The sequence below is a fragment of the Nitrosospira sp. NRS527 genome, assembly GCF_018406445.1.
Classification (GTDB): domain Bacteria; phylum Pseudomonadota; class Gammaproteobacteria; order Burkholderiales; family Nitrosomonadaceae; genus Nitrosospira; species Nitrosospira briensis.
In genome coordinates this window covers 1,908,134-1,930,058 of record NZ_AP024515.1, presented here as the reverse complement: position 1 = coordinate 1,930,058, position 21,925 = coordinate 1,908,134, and the positions used below count along the sequence as shown (strand labels likewise).

Genomic DNA, 21,925 nt, shown 5'->3' with positions numbered 1-21,925 from the left:
TTCAGATCGGGCTGGCGTTGCCATGCCTGGCGGTGTCGCGCAATTGGCGTACTCTGTCATGGTTACGTTTTGCGCCCTCGTATTGCTGGTCAAGGAGGGCACGCACATTGCCCGGTAATTCCTCCCTTAGCGCATTCTCATAGGCCACCACGGCAGCCGCTTCACCGCGTTCGCATTCTTCAAGCACCGCCAGATTATCATTGCTGGTCAAAGACGTCTTGAGGTCAACCCAGGCGCGATGCAATGTACCTGTTACCGTCCCGCCGGTATCGGGGTCACCGCCATACCGCCTGACCTCGGCACTCAACTTGTTGACAGCCTGCGCGCAACTCTGCGCCCGGTTTTCAAAATACGACTGCAGCGCGGCGTCATGCGTATCCTCTGCGCAGGTCCTGAAGCCATTTGCGCCGTCGCGCGAGATTTCAATCAAGTCGTTCAGCACGCTTACAATTTTATCGTTGTCCATTTCATGTTCTCCGGGAAATAGTGCGCCGTCCCAAACGCCAAACGATAGAAGGACTGGGGGTCAGGGTCTGTGCGTTGGCACACATTCTGCTATAAAGGTTGAGGCCGATACCGGCTTTCATTGGTCTTTCACTCAGCTTAAATGAAAAAAGGAAACCATTCCGTTGAGCCGCTATCCCGACACTCCGGTTGGTCGCTATTGCGGCTGCCTTTGCGGTACCAGCCGCCAGGTCACTCGCCCAACTTCTTCTCCTTCATGAATCTGCTGCGCAAAAAGCTCGAACTCATGTTTGCGCATTGCTTCCGGTATTTTTACCAGTAGTCGCAAAGGAATTCGTGCCTTTGCGCGGAAGACAATCTCAGGAAGCCTCAGGCGGCTGCAATGGTTGAGAGGGACGTGAACTACGCGCGGGTGATTTTTTGAGTCGAGCGGCGCGAATGGCATGGAATGCGGGCGCACGCGCAGCCTTTCGGCGAATTCCGGCGATAGTTCGAGTACGATCTCGGCCCCGGCGGGAAGCCGCGGTACGATTTCAAGATGCATGCGCCGTGCTTTATCCGGTGCACCTGCCGCGATAAAGGGCAGGGCGACATAGTCCCGCGGTTCCGACCGAGGGGGTGGCACATTATTGACCACGTTGAAGTTGCGCCAGGTCACATTATTATTGTTGCGGATGAAGGTGGTGAAATTGTCCCAGTCCAGAAAATCGGCGGGTATGGGGCCAGGGTCGCGAGGTGCGTCGAGAATGCCGACGAAGCAATAATGCCCGGTTGCCGGTATCGCTGCGGATGGCCAGGTAATGTCACTCGAAACCGTCAGCAGGTCGCCGGTCGGTACGTTTGCCAGGGCGGTCGATCCCAGCAGCGTCCAGAGGTCCGGCGCGAGAAGCGTGGAAGGCGGCGCCCAATAGACAGTAGCCGCTACATCGGCCGCAGCCGAGCCGCCCCGGTTGCGCACACGTACGTAAACGAAATTATCCTGCCCCGCTTCCGCCTCATAACCCAGGGTCATGTCGTTCTCGGTTCCGCTACCGGCGCCGAAAGCAGCTTGAGGATCGGCGACAGCCGTCTGCCGCAGAATGATATCCGGACTGGACGAGATCGCGCCCAGGTGGGGGTCGCCGTTGTCGCCGATGAAATCCCTCAGATAGATGTCGGGAGCCAGGTTGAGTACTGCTCCATCAATGATCGCGCGTAGATTGGGCATCACCCCGATGCGATCCATAGCTGGATTCGCAGACAAGGTTCCATACGCGGTATCGGACAGAATCATGCGCAGTTGCCACGGGGCAAGGCGGTCGCCTGAGGCCGCTTCCACCAGGCCCTGCACCGCGAGTGCTGCACCCGTGACGATGGGGGTAGCGCTGGATGTGCCGTTGAAGCCGGTCGTATAGAGGTTTGTCGCCGTATTGGTGGAATCGGAAGAAAGGGTGTCCACGTTCTCGCCCCATCCATAGCAGTCGATACGGCTGCCATGGCATGAAAAGCCGAGGCGCACGTGTGGTGCAATGGAGCTTGCCGCGCCTACCATGATGGCGCCTGAATCCAGAAAATCCGAGCTGGCGCGGTTGAATATCTGCTGGCCACCGGGATTCACCACCGTATCCAGGTCGACGCCGCCGTTGCCGGCTGCCTCGACCACCACGATGCCAAGCGAGGTCGCGAGGAGGATCACGTCGAAAACGGCCGGTTCGATCTCGACGGGTACCAGGCTGTAACCGAACAGATTCGTCTGTGCTTCAAGCAGCAACACGTCGCCAAAGCGCATGACGCCAATCGCATCGAGTATCGGTTGGGCCGTACTATAACCGCCTCCCGGCAGATGCTGGCCCACGCAGCGGACAGATGCCAGCGCGGGCGTGATGCCTACGCAACCCACGGCATTGTCTACCGCGGCGATTTCCCCGAGCACGCCGCTGCCGTGAAAATAATAGGAGTGATTCAGGCCCGAGATCAGCGTGATACCGTGCGCGGCGAGATCTTCATGATCAAAAGTCCAACCCCACTCCATATCGACCAGTGCCTGACCAGCACCATCGCCGCCAGGAAAATTCCAGGCATACTCCGCATCGATGCCGTCGGGCGCAGGGTCGAGATAGCCTTGATTAGCGCTGCGCGGGTCATCCGCGGCATTGACGAATGGCGGCTCGACAGGCGGCGGCTCGACGTAAGCCATGGCCACGGATTCCCACTGGGAGAGATGCTTCACCAGTTCTTCGGCATTCGTGACAGGCGGCAGGTTGACCGCGAAATAGGCGTTCAGATTAGGCGCACGAAAGGCTGAATTCAACGCCCTGGCGCGTTCCCCCAGTGCGGCGAACCGATCGGGTTCAAACGACAGGAGAGGTTCAAGTGTGATGCCTTCAAACTGTGCTGCCAGCGCATTCCACGGGCCGACACCGAGCGACTCCACCATTCGCGCGGTATCTTCGCGGGGAAGCTGGACGTGATCCTTGAATTTGACAATTACTCGGCGGCGATAGCCGGGCCCGGGCCGTGCTCGTTCCATGCCGGGCGTTGCGGCGCTTTCGTTCTCATTGGTAGCCATGATCTTCTCCCCCGGATCAGTCGTTACATCTAACGAATAGCATTGAATACGAAATATTCAAGCTGAGCAGCGGCCCTTTCACAGAAGCGGCAGTAATCAGATAGATATTTCCAAGGATGAAGATTGCTGGTTTGCCCGAATAGGGTGGGCTCTGGTCATCTGTTTTGAATGCGGGCTTGCGACCCGATAGCCTGATGCCGGGATGGCGTACTTATGCGATTCGTTTCCATCATCAGGATTGACATCGAGGCAACATGATCTATGTTGATAGCAGAGCACAGCAATTCTTTGCGTAGCGACGCGAATTTTTAAAAAGGGGGAAAGCATGCCACTAAACGCATATGGAGTACTGAAGGGCCGGCCGGTGAACCGCCAACTCGCCTCGGGCGCCAATCCGCATTACCAGATCCATATCGTGGACGATACGACCCACTATCGCATCGCGGTGAACGTTACCTCGCAACTCGCCCCGTCCGAGCTGGAATTTCTCGTGGATTCAAGGTTCGACCATCCGCTCCTGGCGGAGTTGATCGACAAGCCTCTCGGCTGGCTTCCTCTTCAATCCAGGCCGGGTGGGGCCGCACTCGACTTTATACGCGGCAACCTGTTTGATCCGCGCGATATGCGTGTGCTCCCTCTCAGCGCACCCGGTCCGGATAACGATTTGAACGAGAAAATCGATCAGTTCGTACAGCGTGCCATGGCGGACGAGGACGCGCTTGCTTATGCCTTTGGTCAGCGGTGGGGCCCTGAAAACAACAAAACCGACAAGATATTCGGCTTTATTCCCGGCAATGGTGTTCATGATATCCATATGAATCAGGGTAACGCAGGGCGTTTCAAGGGCGATGACGGGGTATATCAGGATGGTGCCCTGTTGTTTCATTTTCCCCGGACCAGTCAATGGGTCGGCGTATTTTTGAAGTTCCAGTCCCAGACCTGGCATACCGATGACAAGACCGGACATCAGATTCATACCGAAACCAGTGGTCCCCCATCAGACGAGAACGTAGTGTCTCGCCCGTTCGTTCCAGGGGGACAACCCACCCCGGAGATGCCGGACGGGGCGATCCGAATTGTCGCAGCGCTCGTCAATAGCAGCCGGTCGCCCGAGATCGAATTTGTAACGCTCTTGAACACCACCAATCAGACAATTTCGCTTGATGGCTGGAACATTGCGGATCGCGACAAAAACAGGATGGCGCTAAAAGGGTCCATTACGGCTGGGGAGACATTGCGTGTGCAACTTGAACCGCCTGTTGTTCTGCCCAACAAGGGTGGAATCATCACGATATTGAACGGCGATGGTTTGCGCGTGGATGGGGTGGCCTACACCAAGGAGCAGGCACGAAATCCGGGCTGGACGGTGAAGTTCTGAACGGGCCGGCATCTGGATCAAGGTTGCACGCTTAGCCTTGAGCACGATCTCGGTTTCGATTAAACCGGGCAACCGGTTCACGGTGATCGCGTTCGTCGCAATGGAGAGAGCTGCGGAGAACGGCTTGTGAGGAATCATCAAGATAGCCGATGAGACCAAGATAGAGGGTAGACATGAAGGTTGCAGTTTATACAAATAGCGATGATGCGTTCGTAGCCTGGGCGCCGGCTGGGTTTATACCGGGCTGTCGTGGTTTCATGCTGGAGCGGGCGCGTAAGACGCGGGGAAAAGAAAAGGTTGAAGTCGTCGAGAACCGCCTTGGGTTCAAAAAGGACAAACCCAAATCCGGTGATCACGAGCCATCTAGGGCCTGTTAACACAATCTAAGTGCTTCGACGATCAAAGCAAAGTGGATGAAACCAGTGAACATTACATCCAGTTTCTCGAAGCGCGAGAAGATACGGCGGAATCCTTTCAGTCTCCTGAACAATCGCTCAATCTCGTTACGCCGCCGGTACATAACCTTGTCGTATTCCCAAGGCTCAACCCGGTTGGCCTTGGGCGGAACTACCGGAATGAAACCAAGATCCAACGCCAGTTGCCGTGTTTCATTTCCCTCGTAGGCGCGATCCATTACCAGATGAACTGGCCAACGGGGCTTGTCCAGGCTGCCGAGCAGCTTACGCCCCTCCACCGCATCGTGAGCCTGTCCGGGGGACAGTGCAAACGTTATAGCCGTTCGAGCATCCGCGGCAACCATATGAATCTTGGTGGTCCACCCGCCTCTGGATCTGCCGATGGATTGGGGACCGTTTTTTTTAATGCCCCGGTGCCGTCCGGATGAACCTTCACAATGGTGCTGTCCAGGGAAACGGCCTCGATCTTGACGCGAACGATCTGTTCACGCTGCAACTGCTCAAACACCTGATCCAGTACACCGCTTTTGCTCCAGCGGTTCATGCGCGTGTAGATGGTATGCCAATTACCGAAGCGTTTGGGCAGACCGCGCCACTTGCAGCCATGCTCGGCCACATACAGAATGGCGTTCAATACGTTCAGATTACTGAGACTGACATTGCCTCGCTGAAGCGGCAGGCAGTGTACGATTCGCTCGTACTGGGCTTGAGTGATTTCCATGCCCGCAAGTATACCTGAATACATGCGATATGATTATTAGAGTTAACAGGCCCTAGTAAATGGCCGTTTCAGCGCTTCAACTGGACAGATCATGCCATTGACGTAGGGGCCGAAGTTCGTTATCGGGTGACGGCAATGATCGAAGATGGCAGTAAATCCCCTTTAAAAAAAGGCGAGGCGAGCGACTGGTCGAGGTGGGCGAAACTTACTACCGATGCGGGTGATGGATTCTCGTGTTTCTTTAATCGAGGCCTTGTGCTTTCCCAATTTGTCGCACGGTATCTGGAAAAAAATCACCTCACACCGGCAAAGTTCAAGAAGCAACTTCAAGAAAGTGTCGATCCGGAATTTCGTGCTTTCCTTGAAGGTGATCTCGGCACCAGGCTTATGGAGCTTCTAGAAGATACGCAACGCGATGCCGAGCTTTACGCAGCGCTATATGAGCTGGGAGACAGTAAGCTCGAGAGTGCGATGATCGCACTCGCATCGCGGCTGCATGTCATTCTCGCCAATGGGTCGGATGCGTCTGGCGATGGAAACAAGGCTGCACGTTTGAACTTGCACGATAACGGCGTTTCGATCATCGATCGGCTGCTCAAATCGAAAGGGCTAGGCCACAACAAATTCCTTGTTTTATCGGATGCGGCGGGACCCAGGGCGGTCTGGACCGGAAGCACCAACTGGAGCACGACCGGGCTCTGTACCCAGGTCAACAATGGATTGCTTATCGAAGATGAGGCTATTGCGCGATTGTATCGCCAGCAGTGGGATCGTCTGAAGAATGCCTCGCCTCCCGATACCGTCCCGGCCGGGTTTCCCGCGACGCTGATCGAAGCCAACGACAAGCCTCACTCTTTTTCTATCGGAGCAGCGAAAGTCACAGTCTGGTTCACGCGTACATCGAATGGCCGCGACATGGACGCGCTCCGGGAGATCATCAGCTCGGCGAACGATTCGATCCTCTTTCTCATGTTCACGCCCGGAAAAGCCGGACTGCATATGTTGGCCGGTCAGCGGGCCAACGAAAAAAAAATGTATGTGCGCGGGGTAGTCAGCACGCTGGGCAAGGATGATGGCGACAAGAACGTGCTGGATATCAGTCTTGTCAGTAGTGATAGAAAATTCAAACCCGACCGGTATACGGTGCTTCAACCGCAAGGAATAGGCGTGGCATTGGGTCCCTGGATCGTAGAAGTCACTCGCAAAACCTTCCAGCAAATCGGCCACGCGATCGTGCACTCCAAAATACTCGTGATCGACCCGCTATCCGAGCATCCCGTGGTTGTGACGGGAAGCCATAATTTCTCTGAGCCGGCGAGCAAGAAAAACGATGAAAATCTGGTAATCGTGCGTGGCCATAAGAAACTCGCTATAGCCTATGCGACTCATGTCATGTCGGTATATCAGCATTACCGCTTCCGATCGTATATCCGTGAGATGCTCGCGCAGGGGAAGGTCCCCTGGAGTTCTCTCGACGACGATGACCAATGGCTAAAAGATGAGTTGCAAGCTAAAGCTCAGGAGATTCGATACTGGACCACCTCCTGACTGTGACAACCCGAAAACTCTTGCCATCCCGATCCCGATTTATACGTATGACATCACTGCCTGGAGCAATCCGTTTCCTATCGTCGGTTTTCCATCGTTTTTTATAGTCTTTCGCTCTTATATGCACAGTTGTTTTATCTTGATGAGCTTGCCATCTTCGCCGACCCTGATCTCAATCTCCTTGCCGTCTGGTTTTTCTACCTCGGCTTCATAAACGGTAACAATTTTGTCGTTGTCGAAATGAAGGACTCGAGCGTGTTGCGTTTTCGTTTCCTTCTCAATTTCCTCGATTTTTCCGCCCCCTGCGTGATCGGTTATCGTTTTCTGAACCGCAGGCGGTACATCCGTCCACTGAATTCTCTCCTCTTCTCCGGCAAAAGCCGAGGTTGCGAATACCATTGCAGCGGGCAGAACAAGTGACATGAATAATTTCTTTTCCATTGTGACCTCCTATTTCAAAGAAACATACTCACCAGAACATTCTATTTACAAAAATAGGTTGGAATGATGGGCGCGAATCAGAAAGCGGTCTGTGCGGTACCGCTCTTAACCCTGTTTTATAAAAGGTTAAAGGATGTGCGCGGGATGTGTGTGCACGCTTGCTGTTAGCAACAAATAGAATTTGTCCGGTATTGCAGGTGCAGAATCACTTGAAACCCCGGTCCACACAAAAGCATCCGCATGGTTCCGTGACGGTGCCATGAAAAAATGGGTGAAAAATTTGCTCAAGGCGGCTCCATAGAAGTCCGTAGACTCTATTATTTGGAGGCTTTGTGATTAATATTGATGGGAGTTCGCTAATCTCAGCGCTTACAGTAAACATAATTCCAACGCTTATAGGAAGCGGATTAACGTTGGTCGGGGTGTGCTGGATACACCGGCTTCAGAAAAAAGATACGGATCGGCGAGACACCGAGCACGTCCACGGGCTACGTCAAGCCTTTCACGACGAAATAGAAACTCTCTGGGAAATCTATCAGGCGGGAGCGGGTGCTGATATCGTAGCCTTAGCTAATAATGAACCAATGCTTTCACACTGGCCGCTGACTCAAGATTATTTCACTATTTACAATGCCAATGCTTCTTCCATTGGGAAAATCAAGGATCAGGAATTAAGAAAGCAAATAATAGCGACATATGCGAAAGCACGAACCATGATTGATACGGTACGCTTGAATAATGATCTTTTGCAACAGTGGGAGCGTGATTGCTTCTTATTCCAGGAAACACGTAATCCTGTATACGAATCACATGCAAATGCTCGCCATAAAGCGTTGGTTGAGTATGCCACGGCACTTAAGGAATCACATTCAGGGTTAGAATCGGCGACCTCTGAATTATTGTATCGTTTACGAGGAAATCCTTACGGCCATCCAATTAGCGTAGCTAAATATTAACGTGCATGCGCGACAGGCATATCTTCAATGTGGGATGATTGATCTCGGCGGCTTGCTCGAGCAAGTTGATATGTCTGCCATTCCAGACCCAGACGACAAACTCAACGAGTGTGAGTATTTTCTTAACCTTGCCTCTAGGGGTATCCCTCGCATCGCAGCCATGGCAGGTTGCTATCGAGGATTGGCAGAAGCGAGGAGCTGATTTCCATAGTGCCAAAAATATTTTCCCCCGTAGCTGTATTCGATTCCGGTATTGGAGGACTAAGCGTTCTTCAGGCGCTGAAAAAGCGTTATCCGCAAGAATCTTATGTCTATCTAGGAGATACGGCTCGCCTTCCTTATGGAACCAAAAGTCCTGAAACCGTGCAGCGTTATAGCCAAAGCTTGTGCAGAATTCTGCTGAACTATAATCCAAAAGCCATCGTGATCGCCTGCAATACCGCTTCGACTCATGCGCTGGATGTGGTACGCGCGCTGGCGGCTCCGCTGCCGGTGATCGGCATGATTGAGCCAGCTGCGGCAGCGGCGGTTCAGGCAACAAGGAATCAGCATATCGGCGTTATCGCTACCTTCGGCACGATCCAGAGCGGAATATATGAAAAGAAACTGAAAAAAATCAATCCTCATATAAAAGTATCGTCCCAAGCCTGTCAGATGCTGGTTGCTCTTGCGGAGGAGGGCTGGTCTTCAGGTCCGATTGCCACAGCTACAATCCGCCAGTATCTTGATCCCATATTCGACACAGCCGAGGCTCCGGATACGTTGATTATGGGGTGCACTCATTTTCCTGTTTTTGAAGCTCTCTTCCGGGACATTCTTGGGCCATCTGTCACTCTCATCAACAGCGGTAAAGCGGCTGCAAGGCAGCTTTCGGGGATTACAGGAACAGGGGGTCAAATTAAAATACTGGCAACTGACGATCCTGTGCGCTTTGCTGTCAATGCTTCCAAATTCTTCGATAAAAGATTGGTGGCTGCCGATATAGAACTGGTCGATGTGACCGCGGCATTTTAGCGCCAAAATTCGGCGTTCGGGCAGTGGCCGAACAGGACGTCCAGATCATCTGAATTGATAATACGATATTCCCCCAGCAATATTCCGGCGGATCTGACGATAACGCCCTTTCTGCATGGAGATGGCAAACAGCTGTTGATCTCTCGCTAGGACTAGCCCTTGTGAGATGTAGTTTAATTCCTCTATTTTTTATGAATGATAAAGGACGTTATCATTCTCTCCCGTTCCCTGGATCTGAAGTAGTTCCTCAACGTCAGGAATAGAAAAATCAGAACAGGGAAAGCTAAAGAAATTGTCCGCCGTAACCAACCCGCCAAACTAGACATTTGTCTGCTATAAAGAATTGAAATGCTCTACGCAAAACGTATCTTCTGGCATGTTTTGATTCTACTGATTACATCGTCAGTTTTTGCTCAAAAACAAGTGGAATACGTACTCGACGGGTCCCAAAAGCGGGAAAACCGGATGGGATATTCCTGCCGTTATGAGACTGAAACACGTTTTGACTTCCAAGAGCGGATTAATAAAGATATGGGATCCGTGGGCAATGAAAGGTGGGAACTTGTTCTGCATCCTCGGCTCCCCTATCTGGGGAAAAAGAGTGCTTGGTTTTAGCATATAAGCGGGCAGGTAAGAGCTACTGATACCGAGAGAAAACCAGGAAGTAATTATTACGGCTTGAAACGGAATTCAAGTATCGCAGGCTAATCAGAAGACGTCTGCCTAGCTGTAAATAACAATAAAAGAAAGGAGCTAACATGCCGGAAACCACTCGTCCAAGCGGGCTTAGGATCACCTTGCCTGATACCTACTCCGTTAGCACAGCTGCGATTGACTTGGCATCCTCGCCTCCTATGGTAAAGCGCCGCTTAAAAAACGAGCTCGGGATGCAGCAGTTAGACTCGACCACAATACCGACGGGAGAATTTCCGCTCGAAAGTGCCGCCATCCTCGAAGCACTGGAAAAACAGGAGATGCAGCTTGTGGACGCGGTCGAGTTTAAGCCAGAACTCGAGCCAACACCTATGACAGGGGTGCGCCGTCGCGGCGCCCCGAGCGTGCCCGAGAAGCAAAGCACGGAGCTCGAGATTGATGTACAGCCAAGTGAAGATGCCGCCGTGCTCCTTGAGCAGGACGGCGTATATTCTTGGGTTTTTCCGACCCAACGCACTGACATAGCTATGCCTGGCGCGCATCGCGGGCGCAAAGTGGCGAAGGTCCGGCGATTAACATTCAGTATTGACGTGTACGCGGCGAGCACGCGAGAGCGCCGGAAAGATCGGCGTGGCTTTTTTACCGATCTGATTTATTCAAAAGTTAAGGTTCTGGTGCTGAAGTTTGCCGCAAGAATCCTTGTCGGCCACGTGATGCCTTTCCTCGAGCGAAACGTTTCCCGTGGAATTGTGCTCATCAATTCAGAAGATCCAAACCAATGGCAGTGCGTCGAGGATATATCTGCTGTTTCGTTGCCGGAGGACCGGGCAGCAAGAATCCTGCTGTTCGTGCACGGGACGTTTTCAAGCACCATTGGTAGTTTTGGTGAGCTCGGCAGCACACCATGGGGGCGTGAATTTCTCGCGGGCTTGCTGTCGAACTACGATGCAGTGATCGGTTTTAATCACCCGACGCTAAGTGAGGATCCGCTAACGAATGCAGTGGATCTGCTCAGACGATTGCAGTGCAGGAGTTGGATACATGCTCCCCAGATCGACTCCATTGCATTTAGCCGTGGGGCCTTAGTATTGCGTAGCCTCGTCGAACATCTGCTGCCCGCAGTGAACTGGCCTGCCCGGTTCGAGCGAGCGGTGTTTGTAGGTTCCACCAATGGTGGCACCGCTCTCGCTGAACCGGATAACTGGCATGCCCTGATTGATCTTTACACCAATCTAGCCACTGGCTTGGCTCGTGCCCTAGGCCAAATGCCACAGGCCGCCGTACCGATGAAAGTCCTCTCAGAAGCGCTGCAGGGGCTCGGTGCGCTGGTTAAATACATGGCTACCGAATCAGTCACAAAGAATGGCGTGCCCGGGTTGGCAGCAATGGAACCGGACGGGGATTTTATCAACAGGATCAATCAGACCCAGCCTGGCCAGCCGACCCCAGAGAAGACATGGTATTACGCGATTACCTCTGCGTTCGAAGCGCGCGTCCTCAATGGAGATCACGAACCAAAAGAACTACCACGTCGGCTGGTACTTGCACTAGCTGACAAGTTTGTTGATCAGTTGATGAAGAATGCGCCCAACGATCTCGTAGTTGACACGCCATCGATGACAAAGATTGACCCCCACGCGGGGCAATTCGTGCGGGACACGCTCGATTTTGGCGCTACCCCTCAGGTATACCACCTCAATTATTTCATCCACCCAGAGGTGACTAACGCACTTACACGCTGGCTCCAGCTTGCCGCGCCAGCCGTTGAGTCTGTATCGATGAGAACGAGGGCACAAAAGCGCGCTGGCCCAGAACTTGAGCCTCTGCAGGATTTAACACCAGGTGGGGTTATCTTGGGCGACATACCGGCGATGGTAGACACTGACATCCTAGTAGCCGATGTCATGACACCGGTAAACGAAGTGATCGTAGAACTTGAAACAAAAGCACCGAGCTATGTCGTAATGCAGGATCCTCTCGGAAGCGATCCTAGGGGCTTGAATTTTAGCTATGCAATGCCCACTGGGAAGCTTTTGAATAAGCTTGAGGCTCACCGAAACGAAACTGGATCACTCGCCGATAAGTTCGAATTGCTCAACATGGATCACCTGAAAACCTTTTCGATCTCATCGGTTCGGTCCGGCGCAATGGGACCAGCCCTAGGCGAAGTCGGAATCGTTGTCACGAAGGGTTACCCAGTGGGGGTTATTTCAAAAAAAAGGAAGTTATCGAACACCGCCAGCTTGGTAGAAAAAGCAAAACAAGTCCTGGAACCAAACAAGCCGGAGCATTACATCGTTGCCCGCGAGGTAATGCCGACATTCGGTCCCGCACCCCTCGGCCACGGGCATGGCCATAAATCAACCCAGGTTTCCCAAGTGCAGTGCCACTTTCGCGCGGAGATGGAGGGGGAAGTGAAGCTCAAGCACGTCACTACCGTCGAGGTCACGGTCTCGCGTGAAGTCATAGGGGGAATCATCCATGCCGCGGCAGCTGAAAGCGCGACGCCAGTTCAGGTAGATCCCACGCGAAAGCTTCTCATCCAAGTCATTCCCAAGCGTAACTTTGAGCTGACCAGCGACGAGGACCGCATAGAGATTGAACCTCCCGAGGAGAAAAAGCCGCAGCAATTTTTCTTTGATGTACGTGCTACACATGATGACGGCGGCGAAGGCGAACTTTGGGTAATCGCTCGCCAGCGTCAAGTGCCCTTGGTTCAACTCACACTGACGCCACGTATTGTCACTAAGCGCTCGAAGGGTGTTAGCCGAGTCGCTACAGAGGCAAATTCGGCGGAAGCGCCACCACTTTCAGAGCCATTAACCCAGCTTTTCATCACTGAGCAGATTAACGGAGGTGAGCTACGATACCGTTATCAGCTTCAAAGCCCGAAGCTCGGCCTTCTCGAATGGGATGTCTCGAATCCGATCAAGGGCAGTCGCGAACAGTACGTCAAAAAGCTCTACGATACCATCGAGAAGCGCTGGGTGAGCAGCAAGAGCGACGTCGAGGATTTCTATGAGGAGTTGCGGGCATATGGAGCCGAGTTATATGATGAACTCGTGCCGGTCAAGATCCAGAAGGCTTTATGGTTGCACCGTGATCAGATTGACAACATTATGGTTATTGCTGAAGAGCCATTTATTCCGTGGGAGGTTGTGCATATAGTCGAACCAGGCAAATCGCTCGGAGAAGGTACGCGCTTCCTTGGTGAGCTAGGTTTGGTGCGCTGGCTGCATAAAGCCGGTTGGCCTAAGGAAACCATTACAATAGAGAGAGGCCGTGCATATTACCTGATTCCGAATTACCCCAGTCCAGATGAATTACCTGAAACACTTGAAGAGGCAAAATATTTGCAAGAAACGTTTGATGCGCAGGCTGTCGAGCCGACCTCTGCAGCCGTGCGCAAGCTACTTTCTACACCTGATGCATTTGATTTACTTCATTTCGCCGGTCACGGTGAGGCCGAGAACGACAACAACAGGGATGCCTCCCTCCTGCTTCAAGTTCGCTTCGAGAAAGGGAACCGCGTTAAGGATACATTCAGCGCGACCACCGCGATGGCTTTCAGTAACCTCCGGCGTAATGGCAAGCCGGGTCCAATGATAGTGCTTAACGCCTGCCAGATCGGCCAAGCAAGCTATAAGCTGACCGGAACGGGCGGTTTTGCTGAGGCTTTTCTAAGCAGAGGAGCTAGCGTGTTTGTCGGAGCACTCTGGTCAATAGGCGATGCGCCAGCAAGGATATTCACCGAGGAATTCTATTCACAGATCAAGGATAAAAAGGTCAATATTGCAGAAGCGACGAAGAGCGCCCGCGCTAAAGTTAAAAAAGAGGGCGAAGCGACGTGGTTAGCGTATGTGGTTTATGGCCACCCGCAGGCGAGGTTTACCTAATATACGGGTGCTGAGGCAAGCCTGAACGGCCGCGGGTTTTGAGGAGGCTCCAACATCTGAGAGAATGGAGCCATGAAGAAATCAAACAAGTTTTCCCCCGAAGTGCGTGAGCGTGCGGCCCGCATGGTGTTCGACACCGTGGCGAGTATCCATCCTTGTGGGCAACCATTGAATCCATTGCGCCCAAGATCGGTTGTGTTCCTCAGACTTTGCATGATTGGGTCCGTAAACACGAGATCGACACTGGCATGCGCGATGGCGTTACCGGCGCCGAGCGCGACCGGATAAAAGCGCTGGAGCGCGAAGTTCGAGAACTGCGCAAAGCCAACGAGATTCTGCGACTGGCGAGCGCTTTTTTCGCCCAGGCGGAGCTCGACCGCCGATTCAAGTCCTGAGGCAGTTTATCGACCAGCATCGGGATGCCTACGGGGTCGAGCCGATCTGCAAGGTGTTGCAGGTTGCCCCATCAGGCTATCGACGCTATGCCGCACAGCAGAGGAATCCTGCATTGCGTTGTGCTCGCGCCAGGCGTGATGACATGCTGCATCCAGAAATCAAACGGGTTTGGCAAGCCAATATGCAGGTCTACGGCGCTGACAAAGTCTGGCGACAACTGAACCGTGAAGGTCGCCATGTGGCTCGCTGCACGGTAGAGCGACTCATGAAACGCCAAGGCCTGCAAGGCGTGCGGCGTGGCAAGATTGTGCGAACCACGATTGCCGACGCGGCAATACCTTGCCCATTGGACCGGGTCAACCGGCAGTTCAAAGCGGATCGTCCTAATCAGCTTTGGGTCTCAGACTTCACGTATGTTTCGACTTGGCAGGGCTGGCTGTATGTAGCCTTCGTGATTGACGTATTTTCCAGGCGCATCGTGGGCTGGCGCGTGAGCAGTTCCATGCACACGGATTTCGTGCTCGATGCCCTGGAGCAGGCACTCTACGCTCGCCAGCCCGAGCAAGCCGATGCTCTGGTGCATCATAGCGACAGAGGATCGCAATACATCTCCATTCGCTATACGCAACGTCTTGCCCAAGCTGGGATTGAGCCCTCCGTAGGCAGTCGGGGAGACAGCTACGACAACGCCTTGGCTGAGTCAGTCAACGGGCTGTACAAGGCCGAGCTGATCCATCGCCGAGCACCCTGGAAAACCAAGGCCACTGTGGAACTGGCGACCCCGGAATGGGTATCCTGGTTTAACCACCACCGGTTACTCGAACCTATCGGTTACATTCCGCCCGCTGAAGCTGGGATAAACTATTATCAGCAACTGGCCGAAAGGACCACGGTAGAAGTCTAACTTAAACCAAACAGCCTCCATGAAACCCGGGGCGGTTCATACAAAGTCAAGAATTCAGTTAAGATGGATGGTTAGAAAGTTTCCTGGCCCTCATTAAGGAGTTTGAGATTTTGGTCACTGAAGTGTCTATGGGAGGTCATTCTGAAACGGAAAAAGCGCCTGCTGCAAATCATGATGTTGGGCGCACTGTTAAAGTCCAAAAAACTGGTCAGGCCCGATATGGAACAGATGCGGGTGCCGGATGTGATTTAAGTGCGCACCATACGCCCAGTGGCGCTCTTGGACAGATTGAGCAGGGGCACCAAATGTGCCTGTCTCGTCAGCATATTGATGCTGAGGCATGCTTCAGGGCTGCCATTGCGTTAGCGCCCGAGTGGCCGATGCCACACAACAATCTTGGTTGGGTTTTGCAGGCACAAGGCAGAAATGAGGAGGCTTTGGTCTGCTACAACAGGGCTCTGCAGATTGATGCCACGCAAGAGTTGGCGCAAGCGAATCTCGCCTATCTTCTTGCAAACCTCTATTTTTTTATCGGGAAATTTGCAGAAGCGAGGTCGATGTGGTTGTTTCTGGCCAATATATATCCGGAAGATCACCAGGTATTGGATAACCTGATCAGTACGGCACTCAGAGTTAATGATTTCTCTGATGCCGGGCAATGGGCTACCTGCTATGCGGCGGTAACAAAAGCCAGCGTTTACCATCCAATGCTCGCACATGCCACTGCGGCCCCGCCAGACGTGGCATTGCCAACACCAAAGCTGTCAAGGGGCAAGTTGCAGCATGATCTTGAGCAATATCAGTATTTGCGCGATAAAGGTCTGCTCGACCAGGAATTCGATGACATTATAAATTACTATTCAATGGCGATTAATCGCCTTGATGAAAACAACACCGCATTGCAGGAAAGCATATATAACGCGCCAGAAATAAAAAATACCTATGGCCGCATTATTCATCATTATCCGGCGAACAAACTTCCTGGAAATGCAGTAGCAGTTTCTGAATCGAGCAAGCATGCAGAGCAGAAATATCTGAAAAGTAAATTAGGCATCGTTATTATTGATGATTTCCTGTCTGATGAAGCGCTTTCAGAACTACAGAAATTTTGCCTAGAATCCACAGTTTGGCATAGCAACAGCTACTCGCACGACCGTTTGGGCGCCTTCTTCAGGGAGGGATTCAACTGTCCGCTGCTGCTCCAGATTGCTGAAGAAATGCAGTTTGTTTTTCCGAATGTGATTGGAAAGAAGCATCCTTTGCTGCAAATGTGGGCCTATAAATACCGGCATAACCAACCCTCAACACATCCTCATGCTGATTTTGCTGCCGTGAATGTGAATTTTTGGATTACTCCGGATGGAGCCAATCAGAATAGTGAGTCTGGCGGACTCATTATTTATGATATAGAGGCGCCAATGGATTGGGATTTTGATGCTTACAACCGGCAAGGAGATAAAATATCCACTTTTCTGAAATCATCTGATGCCAAGTGTATAGTCATACCCTATCGCTGCAACAGGGCGATTATATTTAATTCAGATCTTTTTCATGCAACGGCGCCTCTCGAATTTCGCCCTGGATATATTAATAAAAGAGTTAATATAACCATGCTTTATGGCGAAAGGGAGGCCGCAAAAAAAGAGTGAGTGGGTCACAAGGCGTACCGGCATCGGTGGCCATCATTCCCACTTCTTGCAGCGCTCAGCTCGGCGGCATGCTGGATTGGACCCAGCCGCCCCAGTCGCCTCCGGGCGAGCCTTGCTCGATCCGCCAGAGCTGATCAGCGTTGTCGACACCCCATAGCAGCACATTGCCCGTATTCTGCAAGGCCGCCGCAACCTTGCTCATGGGAACAGGCTGGCCTTTGAAGCCCGGGCCTTCCCAACGGCTCCACGGGCCGCCTGCGGTGAGCTGATACAGCGTCCATATCTGGCCGCTTGCGCTGACTCCCCAGACCTCCAGCCCGCGTACCCCCTTTTGCTCCGATGCAGCGATATCAATAAAGGGTTCAGGCTGGCCGCCAACGCCGGGACCTTGCCACGCGCCCCAGTCGCCGCCGGAAGAATTCTGGCTGATGCCCCACAGCAGACCTGTGCCGTCGAGGCCCCAGAACATCACGTTGCCGTTGTTTTGCTGGGCGGCGGCCAGCTTGAACATCGGTGTCGGCTGCCCCTTGAAGCCTGGCCCCTCCCAATGGCTCCAGGATCTCCCGGCCGTTAGCTGATACAACGTCCAGACCTGACCGTCGTCACCCGACGCCCATAGTTCGACGCCCCGACTGCCGCCCTGTTGCGATGCCACAAGGTTCTGAAAGGATCTAGGCTGGCCGCCCACATTGGGTCCATTCCAGCCGTTCCAGTCACCGCCGGGGCTACCTTGGCCGCATGTCCAGACGCTGCCGTCGTCGTCCAGCGCGGCTAACATCGCATTACCATTGTTCTGCAGCGCGGCAGCAAGCTGACGCAGTGCCCTTGGCTGCCCCTTGAAGCCGGGTCCCTCCCAGTTGCTCCAGTCCGCACCTGGAGTGCACTGGTACAACGTCCAGACCTGGCCGCTGGTACCCGACGACCAGAACTCGATACCCCGATTGCCGGTCTGCATCGATGTCGCGATGGCGGCGAAGCGGACGAGCGCAGGCGGGGCGGGGTAGAGGATCTTGATAGCATTTACCACCGTGTCTGGGTCAAATCCCGCAGTGATCAACGCGCTTTGCATCACCGCCTGGATGGTGCTTGGAAACACATTGGGCTCGAGAATAATTTTGCCGACGTCGACGGCGGAGAGGTCAGGGTAGTTGCAATGAAGAATGGTGGCGAGATCGGCGGGGGTTAGTGACTCAAACACAATGACCAGGGCTTGCGCCATGAATGCGCTTTGTTGAAGGAGCATTTCATGGGAGTCGACCATCGCGGTGATACTTGGCGCCGTTGTTGACATCACCGACTGTGCCGACTGCTGCGGCGACATGCCCTGTTGCTGCAGGGGCAGCAAGAGATTGACTAACCGTTGTACATTAAGTGTCATGGTTTCATTCCTTTCAAGTATGCATCAGGGATAGGCGCGCTTCAGCGCGATGGACATCTGTAGCGGGGAAAGTGCAGGGAAGGCGGCCTCCAAGCCATTGGCGGTGTCATTAGCCATATACCCGGCTTGTGCCATGGCAGTGGCCAAGTCGTTGACGCTGAGATTCGGGAAGGCCTTGAGCAAGATCGGGCCGCACGCGGCCGCCGCTACGCCCTGGTCATGCAGGCTCAGGGCGGTCTCTGCCAAGCTCGGATAGGCCTGGACCAAGGCCGCAGAAAGTGCTGCTGGCGGGGTTTGTGGCCAGGCCGCGAGTAGGCCTTTGGCGGTCTCGGCGGACGCATACCCGGCTTGCGCCATGGCGGTGGCCATGGTGTCGAGCGTGCTGGTCGGGAAGGCCTGCAACAATTGTTGGCCGCAACTGGCGCCATCGACCTGCTCGTTGTGGAGGGATTTCGCCATCTCACCGGCAGTTGCATACGCTAGTATGGTCACACTCACCGAGATGGACGGAGGCCCGGCAATGACATTCGACTGGCCCGAAGCAGGCAAGGCCTGTACGGCCAGATGGTAGATGAGCGTCGTGCCCGGGACGTCCCCGAGTTGAAGTGACGCAAGAAGGTTGCTGCCGTCTGGGCTCGGGGTCAGCGGGTTCACCTGGAGCCGGCTGTCCGGATCGGTGACGAGCGCCTGGTAGTTGGGGGCGCCTGTCACCGGCTGCCAGCTGAGGGTCACCATGCTTCCCGTGGCTGTCGCTTGGAGGTTTTGGGGGGCGCCAAAGCGGGTCAGGGTCAGCGGCGCACTGGTCGGACTGGGCAGAGTGGTGGCGCCGCCCTGGGCGATCAGGGTGAGGCTGAAATCGCCGACGGGCGCATCCTTGCTGAACGGTATGCTGCACTGTGTTGGTGGTGGCTGTCCTGCCACGGTCGCCTGGATTGGCTGGTCCAGTTTCCAGGCGTTGCCCGCATGCGTATTCGAGAGCACGTAGCAAAGAGCACCCTCCACGCCTGACCAGCTCAATGTCACCCCGGCATCAGGCGGGGTGATGCTGCTGTCGGGCTGGGCGGTCAAGTCTGTCGGTGCCGGCAGGCGCTGGAACGGCGCGTCGACCCAAGCGGTGCCCATTGATCCCCGGATACCCTGGACTTGGGCGGTGTAGCTGCCGGACTGCCAGCCGGAGTCAAAGGTGAAGGCGGCCGAGCGTGCCGCGAAATCGCCTGGCTGATTGAGCAGCACTTTCGCGGCGCTATCGAGCAACTGGGCGTTATAGCCGGTGTTACCTTCGCCTGTGCCCCACTTCAAGGTCACCACATTGTTGGCGCAGCTCACGGTGGGGTTGGTGGGCGGGTTCTGCGTGCTGCCGGTGCCCGTGCCCGTGCCGGTTCCAGTACCGGTGCCCGTACCGGTTCCAGTACCGGTGCCCGTGCCACCGAAGGCAGCGAGAACGGCGGCTATGCCTGCTGCTGCTGCCGCCGCTGCGGCGGCAGCATTGCCGGCGGCAGCAGCAGCTTCGGCAGCCTCGGCCGCTGTGGCTGCGCTTTCGGCCACCGCATCGGCCACCGCGCTGTCAACCAGGTTTTGGCAGGCCAGTGTGGCTGCATAGGAGGCGGCATCCTTGCCGGCCGTGAGGGCGATCAGTGTGGCAATCGCCGCGCCGTTATTGAGGAGCCCCTGGACGAACGACGTTGCCGCTCCCGCAAGAGCCCGATCGATATATTTGCCCAGGTCCGACAGTTTGGTGGAACTGGGCAAGGGGATCGATACCATGCTGGGAAAAGCGATCGATGCCCCGGTGAGCGGTGCGCCGGCGAACGACAGGGTATAGCTGCCGTTAATGTGCAGACTCAGCCCGCTGCTCTCCGTGGCGAACGACAAGCCGATATTGAAGCTTGATGTCAGTAGCTTGCTGAAGGTGAAATCCACCAACTTGCCGCAGCCCGCCCTGCGTTCGCTCGACAATTGCTGCATGGTCTTGATGAAATCAATGGCTTCGCTGAGGTAATCAAACTGCGGCCAGTTGAGGACTTGAAACCCACCGTTCTTGCTGTAGCGCACCTCCAGCGGGAAGTTTTTTGGCAGGAAGGGCGAGTAGCCGGACGGGGAGGTCAGCGATACGTCAATTTGCAGGTTGCCGGCCGTATCCTTGGTTGCCGACACGATCAGATTGCCGAAAGACTCCTGCATAAACCACAGACTGCCGGCAAAAGCCATTGAGGGATGGGGGCCGACTGTCGATATTGTCAGTGTCGGCCCGCCGGTAGCAGTGATCGCACTCTGCGCTGCGATGGTCAGAATATAGATGTCGATGGGATCGGCCAGTGTGATCGAGGCGTTGACGCCTTTGTCTTCGATCTGGATGTTGCCGTTGACTTCGATGGTTGCGATCAGCGTCAGGTCAAAGACGGCCTGGATGTTAAACCCGGGTGAATACTGGACGCTGCTCGTCGGCGCGGCACTAGTCCCTGCGCCGGGAGACGCGGTGCTTCGGGAGCCGGGGCAGGCGAAGGTGTCGAGGCTGAGCGGCCCCGTGCCCGTTGTCTTGCAGTAGTAGAGCTCGCTGCCCGCCTTAAAGGTGATGTTGATCAGGGAAGTGGGCCAGACGGAGCCGCCGATGCACTGGTTGAACACGTCGCCGATCGACAGGACCTGGTCAACCTTGATGCTAGCGACCTCGGGCACGCTGCCTTGCAGGTAAATCTGCCCAGTAAGCTGGGCCGAGCCCACCTTTACCGAACCCTGCACCTGAAAGTTGTTTTGTCCCGACGGACCAAGTTTGGCGTAGATGCCGAACACGAGGTTTGAAAAGGAAATGCCCGTCATGGCCCCACCGAACAGCGAGGGGATGTTCGCGTCCAGCTGTGCTGCTTGCAGGCAAGCTGTTACGGTTTTGTCGTCGCCATTCGATACCAGTGCGCCAGAGAAGACGTATTGCTTGCCGAATAAGTCCGCCGTCAGATTGCCGTTGATGCTGAGGTGCGTGGCAGTAATGAACTGGTAGCTGATGGAGATTTTTTCAAAGCCGAAGGTATTGAACAGCTTGAAACTGGGCAGTAAAGCCGTGTATGCCGCCCTGCTCACGGCGGTGCCGGCCTGGATGCCTTTGTCCAACACCGCTGACAGCGACAGCTCGTCGCCGGCCCCCCCCGATTTGTCGTAACCGATCTGGATCAGGCTGTTAAACAGGTCGATGTTTTTGATCTGCACCGTGAACCAGAAGCCACAACTGCCGTCCATGATCCTGGTTGCTGCAGCCACGGTTGGAGGAATCGGCGATTGGGGGAAAATGCTGGCCAGCGTGGTGCCAGGTGGCGCGCCCTGACCCGACTGGCTGAACGTGAAAAAGCCGGCATTCTGCACCAGGATTTTTCCGGGTGGTAGTTGAGTCTCGAACGCCTCGTTCAACAGCAAAAAAACATCAAGCCCGCCATTGCTGTCCGCAGCCAGATCAGCATAAATCAAGCTGTACTGCTGCGACAAATCCAGTTCGCACTTGCTCTGGCTCTTGAATTTGCCGCCAAAGATTTCCGACCAGGCAAAAAGAGCCGAGATGCGGATGTCCATGGA

Annotated in this window: 13 protein-coding genes, 1 pseudogene and 1 other annotated feature; of the genes and pseudogenes, 8 read left to right on the top strand and 6 right to left on the bottom strand. The window is 54.5% G+C overall.

Annotated features, from left to right (window positions below):
* Nucleotide 1: 1 nt before the first annotated feature.
* Both KJS40_RS08640 and KJS40_RS08635 read right to left on the bottom strand, forming a co-directional pair.
* The gene (locus KJS40_RS08640) at nt 2-466 is read right to left on the bottom strand and encodes a PA2169 family four-helix-bundle protein (protein ID WP_213537143.1); all 465 of its coding nucleotides are present in this window, start codon (nt 464-466) and stop codon (nt 2-4) included.
* A gap of 195 nt (nt 467-661) precedes the next feature.
* Nucleotides 662-3,013 carry a S8 family peptidase gene (locus KJS40_RS08635; protein WP_213537142.1) on the bottom strand — a complete coding sequence of 784 codons (2,352 nt, stop codon included), beginning with the start codon at nt 3,011-3,013 and terminating at the stop codon, nt 662-664.
* Nucleotides 3,014-3,338: 325 nt separating this feature from the next.
* On the opposite strand from KJS40_RS08635, the gene KJS40_RS08630 reads away from it, so the two are divergent.
* Nucleotides 3,339-4,391, top strand: coding sequence for a DUF2278 family protein (locus KJS40_RS08630; RefSeq protein WP_213537141.1), 1,053 nt, complete (start codon nt 3,339-3,341; stop codon nt 4,389-4,391).
* A gap of 373 nt (nt 4,392-4,764) precedes the next feature.
* Here KJS40_RS08630 and KJS40_RS08625 read toward each other — a convergent pair.
* Nucleotides 4,765-5,528, bottom strand: a protein-coding gene (locus KJS40_RS08625) for an IS5 family transposase (RefSeq protein WP_244859763.1) whose coding sequence is annotated in 2 segments (ribosomal slippage) — nt 4,765-5,213 and nt 5,213-5,528 — 765 coding nt in all. Because the reading frame shifts where the segments join, the coding sequence is not laid out codon by codon here.
* 135 nt (nt 5,529-5,663) lie between these two features.
* On the opposite strand from KJS40_RS08625, the gene KJS40_RS08620 reads away from it, so the two are divergent.
* Nucleotides 5,664-7,076, top strand: a complete 1,413-nt coding sequence (locus tag KJS40_RS08620; protein WP_213537140.1) for a phospholipase D-like domain-containing protein — start codon at nt 5,664-5,666, stop codon at nt 7,074-7,076.
* A 117-nt stretch (nt 7,077-7,193) separates the two neighbouring features.
* Here the strand turns inward: KJS40_RS08620 and KJS40_RS08615 are convergent, their stop codons facing one another.
* Complete coding sequence (locus tag KJS40_RS08615) at nt 7,194-7,517, bottom strand: hypothetical protein (protein ID WP_213537139.1); 324 nt, start codon at nt 7,515-7,517, stop codon at nt 7,194-7,196.
* Between the two features lie 332 nt (nt 7,518-7,849).
* Between KJS40_RS08615 and KJS40_RS08610 the strand changes: the two genes are divergently transcribed.
* The 6 genes and pseudogenes from KJS40_RS08610 (at nt 7,850) to KJS40_RS08585 (ending at nt 16,986) form a co-directional block, all read left to right on the top strand.
* Nucleotides 7,850-8,473 (top strand): hypothetical protein, encoded by a 624-nt coding sequence (locus tag KJS40_RS08610; protein ID WP_213537138.1) that lies wholly within the window; start codon nt 7,850-7,852, stop codon nt 8,471-8,473.
* A gap of 210 nt (nt 8,474-8,683) precedes the next feature.
* Entirely contained in the window at nt 8,684-9,487 is an 804-nt protein-coding gene (gene murI / locus KJS40_RS08605) for a glutamate racemase (protein WP_213537137.1), read from the top strand.
* Between the two features lie 348 nt (nt 9,488-9,835).
* The gene (locus KJS40_RS08600; protein WP_213537136.1) at nt 9,836-10,102 is read left to right on the top strand and encodes a hypothetical protein; all 267 of its coding nucleotides are present in this window, start codon (nt 9,836-9,838) and stop codon (nt 10,100-10,102) included.
* A gap of 143 nt (nt 10,103-10,245) precedes the next feature.
* Complete coding sequence (locus KJS40_RS08595; RefSeq protein ID WP_213537135.1) at nt 10,246-14,037, top strand: CHAT domain-containing protein; 3,792 nt, start codon at nt 10,246-10,248, stop codon at nt 14,035-14,037.
* Between the two features lie 72 nt (nt 14,038-14,109).
* Nucleotides 14,110-15,337: pseudogene (locus KJS40_RS08590) on the top strand (IS3 family transposase).
* Nucleotides 14,387-14,503: a sequence feature (AL1L pseudoknot), on the top strand. (Overlaps the previous pseudogene by 117 nt.)
* Before the next feature lie 110 nt (nt 15,338-15,447).
* Nucleotides 15,448-16,986, top strand: a complete 1,539-nt coding sequence (locus KJS40_RS08585) for a tetratricopeptide repeat protein (RefSeq protein ID WP_213537134.1) — start codon at nt 15,448-15,450, stop codon at nt 16,984-16,986.
* Nucleotides 16,987-17,041: 55 nt separating this feature from the next.
* On the opposite strand, the gene KJS40_RS08580 is transcribed toward KJS40_RS08585, so the two are convergent.
* Together KJS40_RS08580 and KJS40_RS08575 are read right to left on the bottom strand one after the other, a co-directional pair.
* Nucleotides 17,042-18,364 carry a hypothetical protein gene (locus tag KJS40_RS08580; RefSeq protein ID WP_213537133.1) on the bottom strand — a complete coding sequence of 441 codons (1,323 nt, stop codon included), beginning with the start codon at nt 18,362-18,364 and terminating at the stop codon, nt 17,042-17,044.
* Nucleotides 18,365-18,388: 24 nt separating this feature from the next.
* On the bottom strand, nt 18,389-21,922 hold the full coding sequence (locus tag KJS40_RS08575; protein WP_213537132.1) for a hypothetical protein: 3,534 nt from the start codon (nt 21,920-21,922) through the stop codon (nt 18,389-18,391).
* Between the last annotated feature and the right edge of the window lie 3 nt (nt 21,923-21,925).

Bases quoted from the DNA above. Each gene is read 5' to 3' on its own strand.
- KJS40_RS08640 (WP_213537143.1), bottom strand. From the start codon at position 466: ATGGACAACGATAAAATTGTAAGCGTGCTGAACGACTTGATTGAAATC.
- KJS40_RS08635 (WP_213537142.1), bottom strand. From the start codon at position 3,013: ATGGCTACCAATGAGAACGAAAGCGCCGCAACGCCCGGCATGGAACGA.
- KJS40_RS08630 (WP_213537141.1), top strand. From the start codon at position 3,339: ATGCCACTAAACGCATATGGAGTACTGAAGGGCCGGCCGGTGAACCGC.
- KJS40_RS08620 (WP_213537140.1), top strand. From the start codon at position 5,664: ATGATCGAAGATGGCAGTAAATCCCCTTTAAAAAAAGGCGAGGCGAGC.
- KJS40_RS08615 (WP_213537139.1), bottom strand. From the start codon at position 7,517: ATGGAAAAGAAATTATTCATGTCACTTGTTCTGCCCGCTGCAATGGTA.
- KJS40_RS08600 (WP_213537136.1), top strand. From the start codon at position 9,836: ATGCTCTACGCAAAACGTATCTTCTGGCATGTTTTGATTCTACTGATT.
- KJS40_RS08595 (WP_213537135.1), top strand. From the start codon at position 10,246: ATGCCGGAAACCACTCGTCCAAGCGGGCTTAGGATCACCTTGCCTGAT.
- KJS40_RS08580 (WP_213537133.1), bottom strand. From the start codon at position 18,364: ATGACACTTAATGTACAACGGTTAGTCAATCTCTTGCTGCCCCTGCAG.
- KJS40_RS08575 (WP_213537132.1), bottom strand. From the start codon at position 21,922: ATGGACATCCGCATCTCGGCTCTTTTTGCCTGGTCGGAAATCTTTGGC.